Annotated in this window: 19 protein-coding genes; 6 read left to right on the top strand and 13 right to left on the bottom strand. The window is 66.8% G+C overall.

The window, feature by feature from the left end:
* Positions 1-240 precede the first annotated feature (240 nt).
* From AC5P7F_RS09460 to grxD, 3 genes are all read right to left on the bottom strand, one after another.
* Positions 241-3,462, bottom strand: coding sequence for an outer membrane beta-barrel protein (locus AC5P7F_RS09460; RefSeq protein WP_164076932.1), 3,222 nt, complete (start codon positions 3,460-3,462; stop codon positions 241-243).
* A 233-nt stretch (positions 3,463-3,695) separates the two neighbouring features.
* Positions 3,696-4,472 carry an SDR family NAD(P)-dependent oxidoreductase gene (locus AC5P7F_RS09455; protein WP_014646589.1) on the bottom strand — a complete coding sequence of 259 codons (777 nt, stop codon included), beginning with the start codon at positions 4,470-4,472 and terminating at the stop codon, positions 3,696-3,698.
* Entirely contained in the window at positions 4,469-4,789 is a 321-nt protein-coding gene (gene grxD, locus AC5P7F_RS09450) for a Grx4 family monothiol glutaredoxin (RefSeq protein ID WP_005415957.1), read from the bottom strand. Before grxD ends, AC5P7F_RS09455 begins: the two co-directional genes overlap by 4 nt.
* 120 nt (positions 4,790-4,909) lie before the next feature.
* Between grxD and AC5P7F_RS09445 the strand changes: the two genes are divergently transcribed.
* A complete protein-coding gene (locus tag AC5P7F_RS09445; RefSeq protein WP_075075694.1) occupies positions 4,910-5,488 on the top strand; it encodes a superoxide dismutase in 579 nt (192 codons plus the stop codon).
* A 75-nt stretch (positions 5,489-5,563) separates the two neighbouring features.
* On the opposite strand, the gene AC5P7F_RS09440 is transcribed toward AC5P7F_RS09445, so the two are convergent.
* The 3 genes from AC5P7F_RS09440 to purE form a co-directional block, all read right to left on the bottom strand.
* On the bottom strand, positions 5,564-5,905 hold the full coding sequence (locus AC5P7F_RS09440) for a carboxymuconolactone decarboxylase family protein (protein ID WP_004152082.1): 342 nt from the start codon (positions 5,903-5,905) through the stop codon (positions 5,564-5,566).
* 112 nt (positions 5,906-6,017) lie between these two features.
* The gene (locus AC5P7F_RS09435) at positions 6,018-7,166 is read right to left on the bottom strand and encodes a 5-(carboxyamino)imidazole ribonucleotide synthase (RefSeq protein WP_164076933.1); all 1,149 of its coding nucleotides are present in this window, start codon (positions 7,164-7,166) and stop codon (positions 6,018-6,020) included.
* Positions 7,163-7,666 (bottom strand): 5-(carboxyamino)imidazole ribonucleotide mutase, encoded by a 504-nt coding sequence (gene purE / locus AC5P7F_RS09430; protein ID WP_164076934.1) that lies wholly within the window; start codon positions 7,664-7,666, stop codon positions 7,163-7,165. The genes AC5P7F_RS09435 and purE overlap by 4 nt, the downstream gene beginning before the upstream one ends.
* Positions 7,667-7,724: 58 nt before the next feature.
* On the opposite strand from purE, the gene AC5P7F_RS09425 reads away from it, so the two are divergent.
* From AC5P7F_RS09425 to AC5P7F_RS09410, 4 genes are all read left to right on the top strand, one after another.
* A complete protein-coding gene (locus AC5P7F_RS09425; protein ID WP_014036599.1) occupies positions 7,725-7,994 on the top strand; it encodes a Trm112 family protein in 270 nt (89 codons plus the stop codon).
* Positions 7,991-8,842, top strand: a complete 852-nt coding sequence (gene nadC, locus AC5P7F_RS09420; RefSeq protein WP_014646586.1) for a carboxylating nicotinate-nucleotide diphosphorylase — start codon at positions 7,991-7,993, stop codon at positions 8,840-8,842. Before AC5P7F_RS09425 ends, nadC begins: the two co-directional genes overlap by 4 nt.
* Positions 8,843-9,022: 180 nt before the next feature.
* Complete coding sequence (locus AC5P7F_RS09415) at positions 9,023-10,024, top strand: DUF2272 domain-containing protein (protein ID WP_164076935.1); 1,002 nt, start codon at positions 9,023-9,025, stop codon at positions 10,022-10,024.
* 67 nt (positions 10,025-10,091) lie between these two features.
* Positions 10,092-10,442 carry a DUF3301 domain-containing protein gene (locus AC5P7F_RS09410; protein WP_005415950.1) on the top strand — a complete coding sequence of 117 codons (351 nt, stop codon included), beginning with the start codon at positions 10,092-10,094 and terminating at the stop codon, positions 10,440-10,442.
* 104 nt (positions 10,443-10,546) lie between these two features.
* Here AC5P7F_RS09410 and AC5P7F_RS09405 read toward each other — a convergent pair whose 3' ends face one another.
* From AC5P7F_RS09405 to AC5P7F_RS09375, 7 genes are all read right to left on the bottom strand, one after another.
* Positions 10,547-10,999, bottom strand: a complete 453-nt coding sequence (locus tag AC5P7F_RS09405) for a ClpXP protease specificity-enhancing factor (RefSeq protein WP_014646584.1) — start codon at positions 10,997-10,999, stop codon at positions 10,547-10,549.
* A gap of 84 nt (positions 11,000-11,083) precedes the next feature.
* Positions 11,084-11,719 carry a glutathione S-transferase N-terminal domain-containing protein gene (locus tag AC5P7F_RS09400; RefSeq protein WP_005408842.1) on the bottom strand — a complete coding sequence of 212 codons (636 nt, stop codon included), beginning with the start codon at positions 11,717-11,719 and terminating at the stop codon, positions 11,084-11,086.
* Positions 11,720-11,853: 134 nt separating this feature from the next.
* Complete coding sequence (locus tag AC5P7F_RS09395; RefSeq protein WP_032960911.1) at positions 11,854-12,603, bottom strand: cytochrome c1; 750 nt, start codon at positions 12,601-12,603, stop codon at positions 11,854-11,856.
* Positions 12,596-13,855, bottom strand: coding sequence for a cytochrome b (locus AC5P7F_RS09390; protein ID WP_014646581.1), 1,260 nt, complete (start codon positions 13,853-13,855; stop codon positions 12,596-12,598). The genes AC5P7F_RS09395 and AC5P7F_RS09390 overlap by 8 nt, the downstream gene beginning before the upstream one ends.
* The gene (gene petA, locus AC5P7F_RS09385) at positions 13,855-14,475 is read right to left on the bottom strand and encodes a ubiquinol-cytochrome c reductase iron-sulfur subunit (protein ID WP_004151998.1); all 621 of its coding nucleotides are present in this window, start codon (positions 14,473-14,475) and stop codon (positions 13,855-13,857) included. Before petA ends, AC5P7F_RS09390 begins: the two co-directional genes overlap by 1 nt.
* Positions 14,476-14,674: 199 nt before the next feature.
* Positions 14,675-15,580 (bottom strand): lytic transglycosylase domain-containing protein, encoded by a 906-nt coding sequence (locus AC5P7F_RS09380; RefSeq protein ID WP_014646580.1) that lies wholly within the window; start codon positions 15,578-15,580, stop codon positions 14,675-14,677.
* A 46-nt stretch (positions 15,581-15,626) separates the two neighbouring features.
* Positions 15,627-16,595 carry a WYL domain-containing protein gene (locus AC5P7F_RS09375; protein WP_164076936.1) on the bottom strand — a complete coding sequence of 323 codons (969 nt, stop codon included), beginning with the start codon at positions 16,593-16,595 and terminating at the stop codon, positions 15,627-15,629.
* 80 nt (positions 16,596-16,675) lie between these two features.
* On the opposite strand from AC5P7F_RS09375, the gene AC5P7F_RS09370 reads away from it, so the two are divergent.
* Positions 16,676-17,293, top strand: coding sequence for a glutathione S-transferase N-terminal domain-containing protein (locus AC5P7F_RS09370; RefSeq protein WP_164076937.1), 618 nt, complete (start codon positions 16,676-16,678; stop codon positions 17,291-17,293).
* Positions 17,294-17,419: the final 126 nt, after the last annotated feature.

Genomic DNA, 17,419 nt, shown 5'->3' with positions numbered 1-17,419 from the left:
GCTTCCTTCAAGGTTTCCGACTGTACTGCCGCCCCCTTAAAAAGCAAAACGGCCGGGAAGCCCGACCGTTGGATGTGTGCTGCCCGCGTTCGCCTGTCCGGGACCGCATCGGCGGCATTGGCACCGCGCACATTTCCAGATGCTACGCCGTTGCCCAGCACCCCGCAAGGACTTTCGCCTGAACGGGAAACGGCCGGGTTTCCCCGGCCGTTTCCACTTACCACTTCAAGCGCTGATGGATCAGAACTTGTACTTCAGGGTCAGCTGCATCGACCAACGCGACACGGCGGTATTGCCCTTGTCGTTGTTGTTTTCCTGCACCGACGGGTTGTCGGTCGAACCGGTGAAGGAGTACACGTACTTGCCGGTGGCCGGGTCGATACCTGCGTAGTTGGCAACGCGACGGGTCGAGTAGAAGCCGTAGTCGTCGATCAGGCCCCACTTCTTGTTCAGCAGGTTGCCGACATTCATGATGTCCAGGGCGACTTCACCCTTGTGACCCTTCATGAAGCCCGGGAATTCCTGGCTGACGCGGACGTCGAAGCTGTTGACCCACGAGGCGCGGTGGCGGTTGGCAGGGACCACGCTGCCACGGTAGGCATCGAGTTCCGGGTTCTGCGCCAGCCAATCGAAGAACTGCTTCTCCATCGCGGCACCGCCGGTGAACAGCACGTCGCCCGGACCCTTCGGCACGTAGAACAGGTCGTTGGTGGCAGCACCGTCGCCGTTGGCATCGTTGTAGAAGATGTAGCTGTACGGACGGCCCGAACGGCCTTCGTAGAACAGGCCGACGCGGGTGGCGTTGTCACCGAAGAAGTTGTGCTTCCACTCCAGGGTACCGGTGATACGGTCCTTCATCGCGTAACGCGAGTTGTAGGCCACGTTCTCGTTGGCATTGAAGATCAGCGTGTTGTTCCAGTTCGAGGTGTTCTGCGAGCTGGACAGCGGGCTGACTTCGGTCGACTTGGTGTAGGTGTAACCCAGCGACCAGCCCCAGTTCTCGGTCAGCGGCTTGGCCAGCGAGAAGGTGGCCTGGGTGCCGCGGCCCTTGTCGGTGTTGCGCAGGACCAGAACGTCGCCAATGTCGGACGGACGGTTGGCGCGGTCAACCGCACCCTTGGTACCGGTCGACATGCCGTAGTCGACACCCTTGTCGATACGGGTATTGGCCTGGTTGCGGCCAGCAGCGTTCCAGTAGATCGCGCGGCCATCCTGCCCGAAGGCGGTCGGCGCCGACACGTCCAGACGGTCGAAGTAGATGCCGTCCTTGACCTTGGTGAACAGCACTTCGGCCGATGCCACGATGCCGTACCACGGCAGCTCATGGTCGAACGCCAGGTTGGCCTTCCACACCGACGGCAGGCGGGTGCCCGGCGCGATGATGTCGACGTTCTGACGGGCCGAAGCCGGGCCGCCGGCCGGGATGTACGGGTTGTTGCCGTCCGGAGTGAAGGCACCGGCCGGGATGCTGCGCTCGTCGTACTCGATGTAGTTCAGGCCGGTGTTCTGATAGGCACCTGCCAGCCACACGTTCGGGGCGGCGCCGCCGAACAGGCCCACGCCACCACGCAGCTGGGTCGGGCGATCGCTGTCGAAGGTGTAGTTGAAGCCGACGCGCGGCTGCACCAGGTTCTTGTCGACCAGCTTGGTGTTGTTGAAGCCGTACAGCTGCTCGATGCGCGGGTTGTACAGGCGCTGGGTGCTGAAGTCAGGCATGTCGATGCGCACGCCGAACATCAGGTTCAGGTTGTAGTTGATCGCCCAGGTGTCCTGCACGAACACGCCAGTGTTCTTCAGGGTGAAGTCGGCCGGGATGTCGCTGCGGCTGCCATCGGCGCGCGGAGCACGCAGCTGGTAACGCGAAGCCTTGCCCGCCAGGAAGTCGTTGACGCTGTTGAATTCGTACACGCCGTTGAGGTTGCGGCCGTAGAAGTTCATCAGGTCATTCTTCGAGTAATCGAAGCCGAACTTGACGGTGTGGTCACCGATGTACCAGGTACCGGCACCAAAGGCGCTCAGTTCCTTCGACTCGACGATGTTGACGTGGGTGTTCTGTTCGGTACCGACGTACAGTGAATCGTTGCCCGACTTGATGCGGATCTGCGGCATATCGACCAGCGGGACGCGGTTGGCCGAGTAATCCTTGTGCGAGACCTTGAACTCGGTCGAGAAGTTCTCGGACCAGTCACTGAACAGTTCGCCCATCCAGGTTTCGTACTGGGTCGGCTGCTGGTACCAGAAGTTGCTCAGTGAGATGGCGCTGCTGCTGACCTGCGGGAAGCGAACGACGTTCTGCTCCATCTTGTTGTAGCGCAGGGCCGCACGGTGGTTCTCGTTGATGTTCCAGTCCAGCTTGACCGCATACTCTTCGATCTCGGTCTTGCTGTTCGGCGCCGTCAGGCTGCCCGGGTCGTAGCCCAGCTTGCCCAGGAAGTTCTGGACATCGGTGATCTGCTGCTGGGTGATGGTGCCACGGCCGATCGGCGTGTCGCTCAGGGCGACGCCGGCAGCCGAGCGCTCGTACTTTTCATAGTTGGTGAAGAAGAACAGCTTGTCCTTGACGATCGGGCCGCCGAAGGTCATGCCATAGGTCTTCTCGTCCTCGAAGCCGTTGAAGTCCTGCTTGTCACCTTCCAGGCGCGAGCGGACCATGTCCTTGTCGCGGTACGAACCGTACACGGTGCCGTGGAATTCATTGGTACCCGACTTGGTCACGGCGTTGATCACCGCGCCGGTGCCACCGGCGATGGTGGTGTCGTAGTTGGCCAGGTCGATGTTGATTTCCTGGATGGCGTCCATCGACACCGGCTGACGCTCGGTCGGCAGGTTGTTGGAACCCAGGCCGAACGGATCGGAGGCGCTGATGCCGTCGATGCGGATGGCGTTGTAACGGGTGTTCTGGCCGCCAGCCGAGATCGCGCCGTCCGCCTTGCTGACCTGCGAGATGCGCGGGTCGAGACGGACGTAGTCCTGGATGTTGCGGCTGGCCGACGGCAGCGCATCCATCGTTTCGCGGGTCACGTTGGTGCCGGTGCCCATCTTGTTGGCACTGAACAGGTCCAGGCCGCCGGCGGTGGCAACAACGTTCACCGCGTCCAGGTTGGTCGCAGCCAGATCACCGCCGAGGTTGGCGTTGACGGTGTTGACCTGGTTCAGGTTCAGGTAGACACCTTCCTCGGTCTTGGTGCCTTCACCGGACTTGGTGATGGTGATGGTGTACGGACCACCCACGCGCAGGCCGCGCGCGTTGTACCGGCCCGACGCATCGGTGGTGGCACGCGAAACAGTGCCCGACTCGGTGTGCGTGATGGTGACTTCAGCGCCGGCGACAGGCTGGCCTGCAGCGGACATCACCTGGCCGCCGACACCGGCGGAGGTGCTGCTCTGGGCGAAGGCGGGAGCGGCAGCAAGTGCAGCCACGAGACCAAGGGTAAGCTTGGACATCCGGAGTGGGTGGGTCATTTTTCGGTAGCCTCGATGCGAGTTGGCGATGGCGGAAAAAAAAGCGCATCCAAACAGCCCTGCGGGTGGCTGGTCGGAGAGTTATCTGGGGTTCCCTACCGCTTGGCTGAAGGCAGCCATAACGGTTAACACTAGATTAACACGCTACGCCATCAATGTGACGGTTGTGCGACAAACGGCACCGGTTCGCAACGCAATCGTGACGGGTTCTTCACTCCGCCTTTCCCCGGGGCTCACTCGCGGGGAACTGCCCCGCTGGCATCGAGAATCGTCCCCCGCCAGGCATGGCCGGCCCGGGACAACAGGGTGACGGCCGCAGCGGCGGCCGCTTCGGGCCCTTGCGCGGCCGGGTCCTGGTCGACGGAATAGGCGCGGGCACGCAGGGCCGTGCGCAGGGGCCCCGGGTACAGGCCGCTGACCCGGACCGGGCTGCGGCCCAGCTCATCGTGCAGGCTCGCGATCAGGCCACGCAGGCCGTGCTGGGCCACGCCATACCCGCCCCAGTAGGCCTGCCCCACCCGTTCGGGGGCATCGACCGCGAACACCAGGGCAGCATCCTCGCGCTGCCGCAGCAGCGGCAGGCAGGCCTGGGCCAGCCAGGCCGGGGCGGTCAGGGTGACATGGACCGCGCGGGCGAAACTGGCCGGGTCGGCCAGCTCGAACGGGGTCAGGCCGGGGAAATGCGCGGCGCAGACCAGCAGGCCATCCAGCCGCCCCAGCTCGCGCTGCAGGGCCTGGGCCAGTTCGGCATAGTCATCGGGGCCGGCACCCTCCAGGTCCATCGGGTACAGCAGGGGTTCCGGGCCGACCGCCTGGACCTGGGCATAGACCCGGTCCAGCCGGCGCGGCTTGCGCCCCAGCAGGACCACCGTAGCCCCGGCCGCCGCAGCGGCAATCGCCGCCGCACTGCCCAGCCCGCCGCCGGCACCGGCAACCAGCACCACGCGGTCCTGCAACGGGCGGCCATCGAGCGCCCCGTCAGTCGGTGACGTCGACGGCCAGGCACTCATCCCTGGGTCGCCTCTTCGACGATGCGCTTGAGCTCGCCGGATTCAAACAGTTCCATGACGATGTCGCAGCCGCCGATCAACTCGCCGTTGATGAACAGCTGCGGGAAGGTCGGCAGGTTGGAGAAGCGCGGCAGGTTGGCGCGGATCTCCGGTTCTTCGAGCACGTTGACGGTGCGCAGGGTGACGGCGCCGGCAGCCATCAACGCCTGCACGGCGCGGCTGGAAAAGCCGCACATCGGGTACTGCGGGGTGCCCTTCATGAACAGCACGAGCGGGTAACGATCGACCTCGGCCTGGATTTGCTGCATTACCGCCACAACCACACTCCTTGCTTCGCCGGACAACCCGACCGTGATGGTCGGCTAGACTGCCCACGGTAGCCGCCATTGTAAGCGGATGGAACAGGCTGCCGTCGTCCCCTGGCCACGAACCTGCACATGCCCATCGAATTGCCCGCCCTGCCCTACCTCTCCGGCTCCCTGCAGCCCCACCTGTCCGCGCAGACCGTGGAACTGCATCACGGCCGCCACCACCGCGCCTATGTCGACGCGGTCAACGCCGGCACCCTCGGCACCGAGTGGGAGGAGGCGTCGCTGGAAGAGATCGTGCGCCATGCCCAGGGCACGCTGTTCGATGCGGCCGCCCAGGCCTGGAACCACGGCTTCTACTGGCAGTGCCTGCGCCCGCGCGGCGGCGGCGAACCGCAGGGCCGGCTGGGCGAGCTGGTCAAGCGCCAGTTCGGTGACGCGCAGCGCCTGCGCGAGGAATTCAACCGCACTGCACTGGGCCTGTTCGGCTCGGGCTGGGTGTGGCTGGTGCAGCACCCGGGGGGCCAGCTGGGCATCCAGGCCACCCGCAACGCCGGCACGCCCCTGACCGGCGACAGCACCCCGCTGCTGTGCTGCGACGTGTGGGAGCACGCGTACTACACCGACTACCAGAATGACCGCGCGCGTTACCTGGACGCGTTCTGGCAGATGGTCAACTGGGAATTCGCCGAGAGCCAGCTGCGCTGACCCCCTGTAGAGCCGAGCCCATGCTCGGCTGGCCGGACAGCAGCCGAGCATGGGCTCGGCTCTACAGATGAAGCTTCACGCGCTCTCGTGCGCGGCCACCGCATCCATCACCCGCGCCGAGTACACCAGCGCGGCGCCGGCGTTGAGCGAGACCGCCACGCCCAGCGCCTCGGCGATTTCCTCGCGACTGGCGCCATGCTTCAGCGCCGCGTCCACGTGCACGGTGATGCAGCCGTCACAACGGGTGGTCACCGCCACCGCCAGCGCGATCAGCTCCCGGGTCTTGGCATCCAGGTGGTTGGTCTGGGCACCGGCATTGGCCAGGGTGGCGTAGCCCTTGACCGTATCCGGCGAGAGCTTGCCGATCTCGCCGATGCGGCCCTTCAGTTCCTTGCGGTAGGCATTCCAGTCGAGCATGGTCGTGACTCCTGTGAAAGGAGCTCCACGCTACCACCGGGAATGTTGCGCCGATGGCTGCACCGGTGCGCCACACCGTTGCACTGCCGGCCTGCGGCCGGCACTACCGGACTCAGCGGTTGCGCAGCGCGTGCACCGCCGGTGCCACCTGGGCCTGGCGGTCCAGTTCCAGGCCCACCTGGTCCAACGCGTCGGCCAGTGCCGCGGCATCGTCATCGCGCAACGTGGCATGGCCGACCTTGCGGCCTTCGCGCGACTCCTTGCCATAGTCATGCCAGTGGCCACTGGCCTGGGCCAGCACCGGCAACGGGTCGGGCATCCGGCCCAGCCAGTTCAGCATGCAGGCATGGCCGAGCATGCGGGTGCTGCCCAGCGGCAGGCCCAGCACGGCGCGCAGGTGGTTCTCGAACTGCGAGGTCTCGCTGCCTTCGATGGTCCAGTGGCCGGAGTTGTGCACGCGCGGCGCCATCTCGTTGGCCAGCAGCTCGCCATCGCGGCAGAACAGTTCCAGCGCGAACACGCCGACGTACTGCAGGTGTTCGGCGACGCGACGGGCATAGCTGATCGCCGCCTGCCGCTCGGCGTCGGACAGCACGACCGGGGCCACGCTGGCCGACAGCACACCGTCGACATGCCAGTTGCCGGTGATCGGCCAGGCTTCGAAACTGCCATCGCGGCCACGCACGGCCACCACGCTGACCTCGCGCTGGAAGGCCACGAAGCCCTCCAGGATCAGTCCGGTGCGCTCGACCTGTGCACCCAGCGCATTCCAGGCGGCATCAATGTCGGCTTCGCTGCGCAGGCGGAACTGGCCCTTGCCGTCGTAGCCCAGGCGGCGGGTCTTGAGGATGCACGGCAGGCCGAATTCGACGGCTTTCGCCGCCAGCTCGTCACGGCTGCGGATATCAGCGAAGGCCGGCAGCGGAATACCCAGCTGCTGGAACAGGGTCTTCTCGCTCAACCGGTCCTGGGCCACCGCCAGCGCGGCCGGCGGCGGGTAGACCGGCACGCGGTCGGCCAGGAACTGTGCACTGTCGGCGGGCACATTCTCGAAATCGAAGGTGACCACATCGACCTTGGCAGCGAAGTCCGCCAGCGCCTGGCGGTCGTCGAAGGCACCGACGGTGAGCGGCGCCAGCGGGCCGCTGCAGGCGTCGGCCGCCGGGTCATACAGTTCGAAGCGCAGCCCCAGCGGCGCACCGGCCAGGACCATCATGCGGGCGAGCTGGCCGCCGCCCAGGATGCCGACGGTCAGGCTCATTGGCGCGGATCGTCGTGGGCCATCACGTCTTCGGTCTGGCGTGCACGGAAGGCGTCGAGCGCCTGGCCGATCGCCGGCTGGTCGCTGGCCAGCATCGCGGCGGCGAACAGCGCCGCGTTGGACGCGCCGGCATTGCCGATGGCGAAGGTGGCGACCGGGATACCGGCCGGCATCTGCACGATCGACAGCAGCGAATCCATGCCGTTGAGGGCCTTGGACTGCACCGGCACGCCCAGCACCGGCACGGAGGTCTTGGCGGCGATCATGCCCGGCAGGTGGGCGGCCCCGCCGGCACCGGCGATGATCGCGCGCAGGCCACGCGGGCCCGCCTGCTCGGCGTAACTGAACAACACATCCGGCGTCCGATGCGCGGACACCACCTTCACTTCGAACGGAACACCCAGGGCTTCAAGCTTCTGGGCGGCGTGCTGCATGGTTTCCCAGTCGGAACGGGAACCCATGACGATGCCGACAAGCGGCGCGATCGGGTTGGGGGTCATTGGCCGTCACCTGCCTTAAAGACGTATTCTAGCCATCTTCCACGCAAGACGAAGAACCATGGATCGCAAGCTGCTCGACCTGCTGGTGTCGCCTGACACCCGCCAGCCCCTGTCCCTGCTGGATGGCAAGGGCCTGGAAGCCCTCAACAAGGCCATTTCCGCCGGCGCGGTGAACAAGGCCGATGGCAACCCGCTGGCGCAGCCGCTGCGCGAAGCGCTGGTCACCCGCGACCGCAAGCAGGTCTTCCGCGTCGACGACGGCATCCCGGTGCTGCTGGCCGAGGAAGCCATCCCGACCGCCCAGATCGCCGATTTCCCGACCGCATGAGCACGCTGCCGACGCCGGATGCGGCCGTTGTCGCCGCCGATGTCGCGCGTGCACTGGCCGAGGACCTGGGCAGCGGTGATGTCACCGCCGCCCTGCTGCCCGACCAGGCCGACAGCGCCTACCTGCTGTGCAAGCAGGACGGGGTGATCGCCGGCCGCCCCTGGTTCGACGCCACCCACCGCGCGCTCGACCCGGACGTACGCATCGAATGGCAGGTTTCCGACGGCGACGCGGTCACCGCAGGCACCGTGCTGGCCCTGCTGCATGGGCGCAGCCGCAGCCTGGTCAGCGCCGAACGCACCTCGCTCAACTTCCTGCAGACGCTGTCCGGTACGGCAACCACCACCGCCCGCTACGTGGCGGCGGTGGCCGGTACCGGCACGCGCATCCTCGACACCCGCAAGACCCTGCCCGGCCTGCGCCTGGCGCAGAAGTACGCGGTGCGCTGCGGCGGTGGCGAGAACCATCGTTTCGGCCTGTACGACACGGTGATGCTGAAGGAAAACCACATCCGCGCTGCCGGTTCACTGGCCGACGCCGTGGCGGGCGCACGCCGGCAGTGGCCTGCGCTGCCGCTGGTGGTCGAGGTCGAGGATCTGGCGCAGCTGCGCCAGGCGCTCGACGCCGGTTGCGAACGCATCCTGCTGGACGACTTCAGCCCCGACCTGCGCCGCGAGGCGGTACGCATCACGGCCGGCCGCATTCCGCTGGAAGTGTCCGGCAGCGTCGGCCTGGGTGGCCTGCGCTCGATCGCCGAGGATGGCGTCGACTGCATCTCCATCGGCGGCCTGACCAAGCACGTGCAGGCCATCGATCTGTCGTTGAAGCTCGGCCCACCGCCGGGCTGAGGCCTGCAGGACTTGTAGAGCCGAGCCTACGCTCGGCTGCTTGTCGATTTGCGGCACGCCCTGCGCGCGCTTCGCGCGATGAGCCGAGCATGGGCTCGGCTCTACACGACCCGGGACGCCTTCACGGCTCGGCTACGGCCGCCTCTGCGACGCTGCCGGCATCCCCCACAGGAGCCGCGCATGCGCCGGATGCTCTTGCCTGCCTGTCTGCTGCTGGCCGCGGCACCCCTGTCCGCAGCGGCGGCCGAAGCCTGCGATGTGCCACCGCGTTTCGGCCTGGGCCCATTGGCGGTGGCCATCCGCAATACTGCCTGCAATGAACACCGGCTCTGGTTCCGGCCTTTCATCGATCGCGATGGCCGCGCGGCGAGCCTGAGTGTCACCGAGGCCGAGAACGAACATCTGGCCGACAACGGGCTGATTGCCTGGCAGCGCGTGGCCGGCTACTGGCGCAACAGCGGCACGCTCAACGCGATGGGCAGCATCGCCGGCGCCAGCAGCTGTCTGGCACCACTGGGCACGCGCTACACCGACAGCGACTGCCGCACCTTCCTGATCGACAACCCGTGGTCGGCCGCGTTCATTTCCTGGGTGATGGTGCAGTCCGGCGTCCCCGGCTTCAACGCGTCGCCACGCCACATCGACTACATCCGTGCCGCGTACCAGGGCGGACCCTCGGGCGTGCCGTACCGGCTGGTCGATCCCGCGACCGCAAAGCCCGCACCGGGCGACCTGCTGTGCTTCCTGCGCGATCGCAGCACCACGCTCAGCTACAGTGGGCTGGTGCAGGCACTGGGCAACGGTTCGGTGGGCCACTGGAAATCACATTGCGAAGTAGTGGTGGCCGCCAACCTGGGGGGCGACCAGACCCTGTACCTGGTGGGCGGCAACGTGATGAACACGGTGGCGATGCGACTGCTGCCGCTGGACCGCACCGGGTTGATCAAGCTGCCGCCGGCGCGCGAACGCAACAGCACCGGCATCGAGCCCAGCTGCACGCCGGGCCGCGAGGACGAATGCAGCTTCAACCGCCAGGACTGGGCAGCGCTGCTGCAGCTGACGGCGACCGCGCCATTGGTGATGCCTTCGCCCTCCGCCGCGCCGATGCAGACGGTGCCGGCGACGGCGCCGTCTAACGTGCCCGCATCACCGATGTCCAGCGAACCGCAGCCACGGCGGTGAGTGCAGCGCTTGATCCAGCGCGCGTTCGCCGCCATCTTTGCCGGATCCACCTCTGACGGCTGACGCCATGCCCACCCTGCTGTTGTTGCTGATTGCCGGCGGAATCATCTATTTCTTCTGGAATGCGGCGCGTTCGGCCGCCGAGCGCGCGGTCGAGCTGGGCCGCAATGCCTGCCGCGCTGCCGACGTGCAGTGGCTGGATCAGGCGGTACATGCCACCGGCCTGCGACTGTCGCGTGGCGAGGACGGACGGCTCGGTTTCGAGCGCACCTTCAAGTTCGAGTATTCCTACGATGGCATCGATCGCCACGTGGGCCGCATGGTGCTGCGCGGCGACCAGCTGATCTCGTTCACCGGCCCCGGTGCCGCGCGGATCAGCCAGATCCGGCCGGATGTGGAGGATGCCGAGGATGTGTAAGAACTGAAGGTGTGCCGACCAACGGTCGGCACCCACACAATTCCGGCACCCACCGGTAAAACCTGCAAAGGAAGACGCCGCCCATCGGGGCGGCGTCGGAATGGTTACTTGACCACGCGCAGGTTCGGGCGGCCCTTGGGCGGCGGACTGGCCGGTGGCGTATCGTCCGGCGGCGTGCCGTCCTCGTGCAGCAGTTCGTCACTGGTCGGCGCGGTCTCGCTGCCCGGAATGTCATCCGGCAGCGCCATGCCCTGCCCGGTCTCGCGGGCATAGACCGCCAGCACGGCGCTGATCGGTACCTGCACCGGGTAGCTGGTGCCGGAGAAGCGGGCCGAGAAGCTCACCATTTCGTTGTCGATCATCAGCCGCACGACGGCGCGTTCGGCGATGTTGAGCACGACCCGGCCATCCTTGACCGCCGAAGGCGGCACCTGCACGCCGGGGACGCCGGCGTCGACCAGGATGTGCGGGGTCAGCTGGTTGTCGTTGATCCATTCCACCAGCGCCCGCAGCAGGTACGGGCGGTGGCTGGTCATGTGGAAGAAGTCTTCGGTCATGCGTGAAGTGTACGCGCCCGGCGCCCCGCCGGGGCGGATCGCCTGCACGCCGGTCGGCGTGCAGACGGGTTACGCAAGGTCGGATCAGACCGGCAGATCGCGCAGCTTCTTTTCCTGGTCGGTCAGGCTGCGGACGAAACCCGGGTGACGGAAGATGCGGTTGCCATAGTCCTCGATCGCCTTGCCGTCCTTCGGCAGCGGCACGTCCAGCGACTGCAGGCGCCAGATGATCGGTGCCATTGCACAGTCGGCCAGGCTCATTTCCGGATTGAGGAAGAACTTGCTGGCCTTGAACAGCGGCAGCGAGGCGGTCAGCAGTTCCTTCAGGCGCTTGCGGCCGGCCTCGGCCTGGGTCTTGTTGCCCAGCTGGATGGCCTGCACCTGCGGTACCCAGTCGTGCTCGATGCGCAGCATGGCCAAGCGGATACGCGCACGCGAGAGCGGATCGACCGGCATCAGCGGAGGATGCGGGTAGCGTTCGTCCAGGTATTCGCTGACCACCGACGCGGCGTACAGCACCAGCTCGCGCTCGACCAGGGTCGGCACCGAGTGGTACGGATTGAGATCGATCAGGTCTTCAGGCGGGTTCTGCGGATCGACCGGGACAAAGTCGAAGGTGACCCCCTTGGCCGCCAGCACCAGGCGTACCCGGTGGCACAGTACGTCGTCGTTCGAGGAAAACAGCGTCAGTGTATTGCGCATGCGTACGCTCGCCGCCATCAAAGGCTCTCCCACGACAGGAGACCGCCTGCCGCATCGGCGCCGCCGGCACCGTGCCAGCGGTCGACTCCACCCCGAGTGTGCAACCGACCATCACAAAAGCCAATAGGCCCGGGCGATGGCCGGCGGCAGAATCAGTGGACGTCCTTCCAGTATTCCTTCTTCAGCAGGTACAGCAGGAAAGTCAGCAGGGCCAGGAACAGGATCACCCATACGCCCAGCTGCTGGCGCTTGAGCGCGGCCGGTTCACCGGCGTATTCGAGGAAGTTGGTGATGTCCCGAACGGCCTGATCGTACTGGCCGGCATCGACCGACCCGGGCGTTTCGATTTTCAGGCCGGTCACCGGCGGGTCCATGCCAGGCGCTTCCGCCTTGCCGTGCACCGCATGCTGCAGGCCCTGCATCTCCCACAGCGGGTTGGGCATGGAGGCATTGGCGAACAGCGCGTTGTTCCAGCCCAGCGGGCGGCTGCTGTCCAGATAGAACGACTTGAGATAGGTGTAGACCCAGTCACTGCCCCGCACGCGCGAGATCAGGCTGAGATCGGGCGGCATCTTGCCGAACCACTTCTCCGCGTTCTCCTTGGGCATCGCCACCGGGATCGGGTCGCCGATCGCCGAGCCGGTGAAGTTGAGGTTGTTCATCACCTCTTCCTCGGTCAGGCCGAGGTCCTGCGCCATCCGCGAATAGCGCAGGTACTTCAATGCGTGGCAGCCGGAGCAGTAGTTCATGTACAGCTGCGCGCCGCGCTGCAGCGAGGCGCGGTCACCGAGGTCGTTGCCGGCCTGCAGCAGCGGGGTGCCGCCTTCGGCGGCGGAGGCCAGGAAACTGCCCAGCATCAGGGTGGCCGCCAGGGCCAGCCGGACCATCCAGCGCTCAGTCATGCGTGGTCACCCTCTCCGGTACCGGCTTGGTCCTGTCCAACCTTGTCCATAGCGGCATGGTGATGAAGAACGCGAAGTACAGGAAGGTCAACACCCGCCCGATGTAGGTCTCGTGCACATCGGTGCCCGGGCCGGAACCAATCACGCCCAGCCACACGAAGCACACCGCCAGCACGCCCAGCATCACCTTCGAGATCCAGCCGCGGTAGCGCACCGATTTCACCTTCGCCTTGTCCAGCCACGGCACCAGGAACAGGATCGCGATGGCCGAGAACATCACCAGCACGCCGCCCAGCTTGTTCGGCACCACGCGCAACATCGCGTAGTACGGCGTGTAGTACCAGACCGGCTTGATGTGTTCCGGGGTCACCAGGCGGTTGGCTTCGGTGAAGTTGTCGTGCTCCAGGAACAGGCCGCCGAAACCGGGGGCGAAGAAGATGATGAAGGCGGCGATGATCAGCAGGAAGCCGGCACCGACGCCATCCTTGAGCGTGTAGTACGGATGGAACGGAATGCCGTCGGCCGGGGCGTTCGGCGACCAGCGGTTGCCCTTGGGCCCCTTCTTGATCTCCACGCCATCGGGGTTGTTCGACCCCACCTCGTGCAGCGCGCCCAGGTGCAGCACCACCAGCAACAGCAGCACCAGCGGCAGTGCGATGACGTGCAGCGCGAAGAAGCGGTTGAGCGTGGCGTCACTGGGCAGGTAGTCGCCCATGATCCACTCGGTCAGGCCGTTGCCGATCACCGGTATCGCGCCGAACAGCGAAATGATCACCTTGGCGCCCCAGAACGACATCTGCCCCCACGGGAGCACGTAGCCCATGAAGGCTTCGGCCATCAGCACCAGGTAGATCAGCATGCCCAGGATCCACACCAGCTCGCGCGGCTTCTGGTAACTGCCGTACAGCAGGCCGCGGAACATGTGCAGGTAGACCACGATGAAGAACAGCGAGGCCCCGGTGGAGTGCATGTAGCGGATCAGCCAGCCCCACTCCACATCACGCATGATGTATTCGATGGAGCCGAACGCCTCGGCGGCGTTGGTCTTGTAGTGCATCGTCAGGAAGATGCCGGTGACGATCTGGTTGACCAGCACCAGCAGCGCCAGCGAACCGAAGTAGTACCAGATGTTGAAGTTCTTCGGCGCGTAGTACTCGGTGACGTGCTTGCGGTAGACCGGCATCAGGCCCGGCGCGCGGGCATTGACCCAGTCGGCCACGCCGCTGGCGGTACGAGCGAGGATATTGGCCATCAGGCTGCCCCCTGCGGATCGACACCGATGATGATGGTGTTGTCGTCCTGGTAATGGTGCGCGGGCACCTTCAGGTTGATCGGCGCCGGCACGTCCTTGAAGACGCGGCCGGACATGTCGAAGCGCGACTTGTGGCAGGGGCAGAAGTAGCCGCCCTTCCACTGCGGGTCATAGGGTTCAGGCCGGATCTCGGCGACCATTTCCGGCGAACAGCCCAGGTGCGTGCACAGGCCGACCAGCACGGAAATGTCCGGCTTGATCGAGCGCAGCTCGGGGTTCTGCTTCAGCACGTAGTCCGGCTGCTGGTCCTTCTCGCCGGACTCGGGGTCCTTGAGGCGGCCATCGAGCCCGTGCAGTGCATCGAGGATCGCCTTGGACCGCTTGACGATCCAGATCGGCTGGCCACGCCATTCCACGATCAGGCGTTGGCCTTCCTGCAGGGCGCTGATGTCGGCCACCACCGGTGCGCCGGCAAGCTTGGCACGGGCACTGGGGTTCCAGGATTTGATGAAAGGAACAGCGGTGAATCCGACGCCGACGGCGCCCACCACGGCTGTGGTGGCAGAAAGAAAACGCCGACGTCCGGTGTTGACTGGATCGTGTACCCCATCGTTGGCCATCCGGCACTCCGATATTGATTAGGTAGCTTTAAGGCTGCCAGCGGATCCGGTGGGGGCCAGAGCCGCATTGAATCATGGGCGAGTGTAGCGGAACCGTCGAGCGCCACACAACGCATTGCAACAACATTGATTACGGGGCTGCCAGCCAGTGGCCGGTCGGTACCGGCCATTGCCCAAGGTTGCCGGCCAGCGGCCGGCACTACTGGTGCGTCAATGCGGTGCGGTAACGCTCGGCCAGCTGCCCGACCCGGCGCACGTAGTACTGGGTCTCGCTGTAGGGCGGCACGCCACCGTGGCGGTCAACCGCGCCTTCGCCCGCGTTGTAGCCAGCCGCGGCCAGGGTCAGGTCGCCATTGAAACGCTTCAACAACCACGCAAGATACTGCACGCCACCGCGGATGTTCTGCCCGGCATCGTAGGAATCGCTGACTCCGAAACGGGCCGCGGTTGGCGGCATCAGCTGCATCAGGCCCTGCGCGCCGGCGCGGCTGAGCGCGGTCGGGTTGTAGGCCGACTCGGCGTGGATGATGGCGCGCACCACGGCTTCGTCGACGCCGAACTCGCGCGCGGCCGAGCTGATCTCGGTCTGGAACGCGGTGGTGTTCAACCGCACCGAACCGAAGTCCACGCGCGGGTTGACGCCACAGGCGTAGCAGCGCTCCATGAAACTGTACCGGATGGTGCGCACCGGGCCGAGGTTGGCGACCTGGGTCGGGCGCGCACTGGTGTAGTGGCGCACGCCGTCCTTCATGAAGGAATAGACCTGGCCGCTGACCATGCGCCCGCTGCGCGAGGCGACCGGGGGCGCGGGTACGGCGGCTGGCGCAGCCGCCGGCGCCGCAGCGCTGGCCGCCACCGCCACCGGGTTGCGCTCGATGCTGGCCACGGTGGTCGGCGCCGGCTTCGGCGCGGCCACCACCGGGCGCGGTGCCGGGCGGAGGTCGCGGCTGTAGCTGATGGCGCTGCAGCGGGCCCCGGCCAGGCGCTTGCTGACATAGCTGGTGACCCCGTCGGCGCCCTGGCACTTGAACAGGGTGCCCGCGCTGGCCGGCGCAGCGGTCAGCGCAGCGATGATGATCGCCGTTGTCCCCAGTATCCCCTTCATGCCGGCGAGTGTCCCAGCTTCGCCGGGGCTTGCCAAGCGACGCGGCTCAGCCTGTGACCGGCGGCACAGCCAGCACCTGCCCCAATCCGGCCAGGCGCTGTGCCAGTTCATCGCGCAGGCCCGGCGGCGTGGTCCACACCGCCACCGGCACCCGGTCCAGGCTGAGGATCTGCGCCAGCATCATGCCGCGGCTCTCGGCGCCCATGCGCAGCAGGCAATGGTCGGGCCCATCGTCCTCCAGCACACCACACCAGGGCGGGATGCAGCCTTCCAGCTCGGCGCGGCTGCCGGCCAGGCGGACGATGGCCTGCAGGGCGAACGGGGCCTGGCTGACCGCCTGCCGCACCATCACATCCGGCGGTGCGGGCGTACGGCGGTGCATGCCCGGCTCGGCGCATTCGCGCACCGCGCCCATCCGGTCCACGCGCAGGGTGCGCCAGTCCTGCCGGCCCAGGTCCCAGGCCAGCAGGTACCAGCGCCGCCCGTAGTTGACCAGGTGCTGCGCCTCGACCTCGCGCTGGGTCACCGCTTCCTGGGCACTGCGGTATTCGAAGGCCAGCCGTGACGCCTGCCGGCAGTGCTGGGCCAGCTGCCCGAGCAGGCGTGCGTCGGTGGACGGAAGGTCGGACAGGGTGGCGGTGGCGGCATGCACCTCGCCGGCCTGCTGGCGGCGACGGGTCGGCACCAGCGGATCGAGCTTGGACAACAGGCCGCGCGCGGTGTCGTCGATGCCGGCGACGGTCGCAGAGGCCGCGCGCAGGGCGATGGCCAGGGTAGTCGCCTCCTCCTCGTCCAGCAGCATCGGCAGCACCGGCGCCCCTGCCCCCAGCTGGTAGCCGCCGCCAACCCCGGACGAGGCCCGGACCGGATAACCCAGCTCGCGCAGGCGCTCGACGTCACGGCGGATGCTGCGCCGGTCCACGCCCATGCGCTCGGCGAGCTCGGCCCCGGACCACTGGCGACGGGCCTGCAGCAGGGCGATCAGGCGCAGCAGTCGATGGGCGGTATGGCGCATGAAGGATCGAGGACAGAAGTCGTCCGCAATAGTGCCCCAGGATGGCCTCCAGTTCACCACCCACCGCAAGGAGCAATGCCATGAATTCACGCCAGATCACCCTGTACCACGCCGCCCGTTCCCGCTCGAGCGGCGCCGTGGCCCTGCTCGAAGCACTGGGTGCCGACTACCGCATGCAGGTGCTGGACCTGAAGGCGGGCGCCAACCTGGCCCCGGCCTACCTGGCCATCAACCCGATGGGCAAGGTGCCGGCGATCGTCCACAACGGTGCGCTGGTGACCGAGCAGGTGGCGATCTATCTGTACCTGGCCGACCTGTATCCGGAGGCCGGCCTGGCACCGCCGATCGGCGACGCCCTGCGCGGGCCCTACCTGCGCTGGATGGCCTTCTATGGCGCCTGTTTCGAGCCGGCGATGATCGACAAGGCGATGCACCGCGAGCCGCCGCCGCGCCTGATGTCGCCGTACAACGACGCCGAGACCGTGCTGCAGGTGATCGAGGCCCAGCTGGCGCAGGGCCTCTACCTGCTCGGCGAGACGATGAGCGCCGCCGACGTGCTGTGGGGCAATGCGCTGGCCTGGACCACGGCCTTCGGCCTGGTGCAGCCCGCGCCGGCCACGGCCGATTACATCGCACGGATGAGCGCGATGACCGCCTTCGACCGTTCGCGGCAGATCGATGCGGAGCTGGCGGCGTAAGCAGCGGCCCCTTGTAGAGCCGAGCCCACGCTCGGCTGCTCCTCCGCCTTGCAAAGGCAGCCGAGCACGGGCTCGGCTCTACAGTGATGGCCACGCTGGGCATGGGCTCGGTTGCACGGGCGCGGC

The sequence above is a fragment of the Stenotrophomonas sp. YJH_SMC_105-26 genome (assembly GCF_059368915.1).
The sequence above is the reverse complement of the archived record's forward strand: the minus strand, read 5'-3'. Positions and strand labels throughout refer to the sequence as shown.

Coding starts and splice junctions, on each gene's coding strand:
- AC5P7F_RS09460 (WP_164076932.1), bottom strand. CDS start 3,462: ATGACCCACCCACTCCGGATGTCCAAGCTTACCCTTGGTCTCGTGGCT.
- AC5P7F_RS09455 (WP_014646589.1), bottom strand. CDS start 4,472: ATGAGTGCCTGGCCGTCGACGTCACCGACTGACGGGGCGCTCGATGGC.
- AC5P7F_RS09445 (WP_075075694.1), top strand. CDS start 4,910: ATGCCCATCGAATTGCCCGCCCTGCCCTACCTCTCCGGCTCCCTGCAG.
- AC5P7F_RS09440 (WP_004152082.1), bottom strand. CDS start 5,905: ATGCTCGACTGGAATGCCTACCGCAAGGAACTGAAGGGCCGCATCGGC.
- AC5P7F_RS09435 (WP_164076933.1), bottom strand. CDS start 7,166: ATGAGCCTGACCGTCGGCATCCTGGGCGGCGGCCAGCTCGCCCGCATG.
- purE (WP_164076934.1), bottom strand. CDS start 7,666: ATGACCCCCAACCCGATCGCGCCGCTTGTCGGCATCGTCATGGGTTCC.
- AC5P7F_RS09425 (WP_014036599.1), top strand. CDS start 7,725: ATGGATCGCAAGCTGCTCGACCTGCTGGTGTCGCCTGACACCCGCCAG.
- nadC (WP_014646586.1), top strand. CDS start 7,991: ATGAGCACGCTGCCGACGCCGGATGCGGCCGTTGTCGCCGCCGATGTC.
- AC5P7F_RS09415 (WP_164076935.1), top strand. CDS start 9,023: ATGCGCCGGATGCTCTTGCCTGCCTGTCTGCTGCTGGCCGCGGCACCC.
- AC5P7F_RS09410 (WP_005415950.1), top strand. CDS start 10,092: ATGCCCACCCTGCTGTTGTTGCTGATTGCCGGCGGAATCATCTATTTC.
- AC5P7F_RS09405 (WP_014646584.1), bottom strand. CDS start 10,999: ATGACCGAAGACTTCTTCCACATGACCAGCCACCGCCCGTACCTGCTG.
- AC5P7F_RS09400 (WP_005408842.1), bottom strand. CDS start 11,719: ATGGCGGCGAGCGTACGCATGCGCAATACACTGACGCTGTTTTCCTCG.
- AC5P7F_RS09395 (WP_032960911.1), bottom strand. CDS start 12,603: ATGACTGAGCGCTGGATGGTCCGGCTGGCCCTGGCGGCCACCCTGATG.
- AC5P7F_RS09390 (WP_014646581.1), bottom strand. CDS start 13,855: ATGGCCAATATCCTCGCTCGTACCGCCAGCGGCGTGGCCGACTGGGTC.
- petA (WP_004151998.1), bottom strand. CDS start 14,475: ATGGCCAACGATGGGGTACACGATCCAGTCAACACCGGACGTCGGCGT.
- AC5P7F_RS09380 (WP_014646580.1), bottom strand. CDS start 15,580: ATGAAGGGGATACTGGGGACAACGGCGATCATCATCGCTGCGCTGACC.
- AC5P7F_RS09375 (WP_164076936.1), bottom strand. CDS start 16,595: ATGCGCCATACCGCCCATCGACTGCTGCGCCTGATCGCCCTGCTGCAG.
- AC5P7F_RS09370 (WP_164076937.1), top strand. CDS start 16,676: ATGAATTCACGCCAGATCACCCTGTACCACGCCGCCCGTTCCCGCTCG.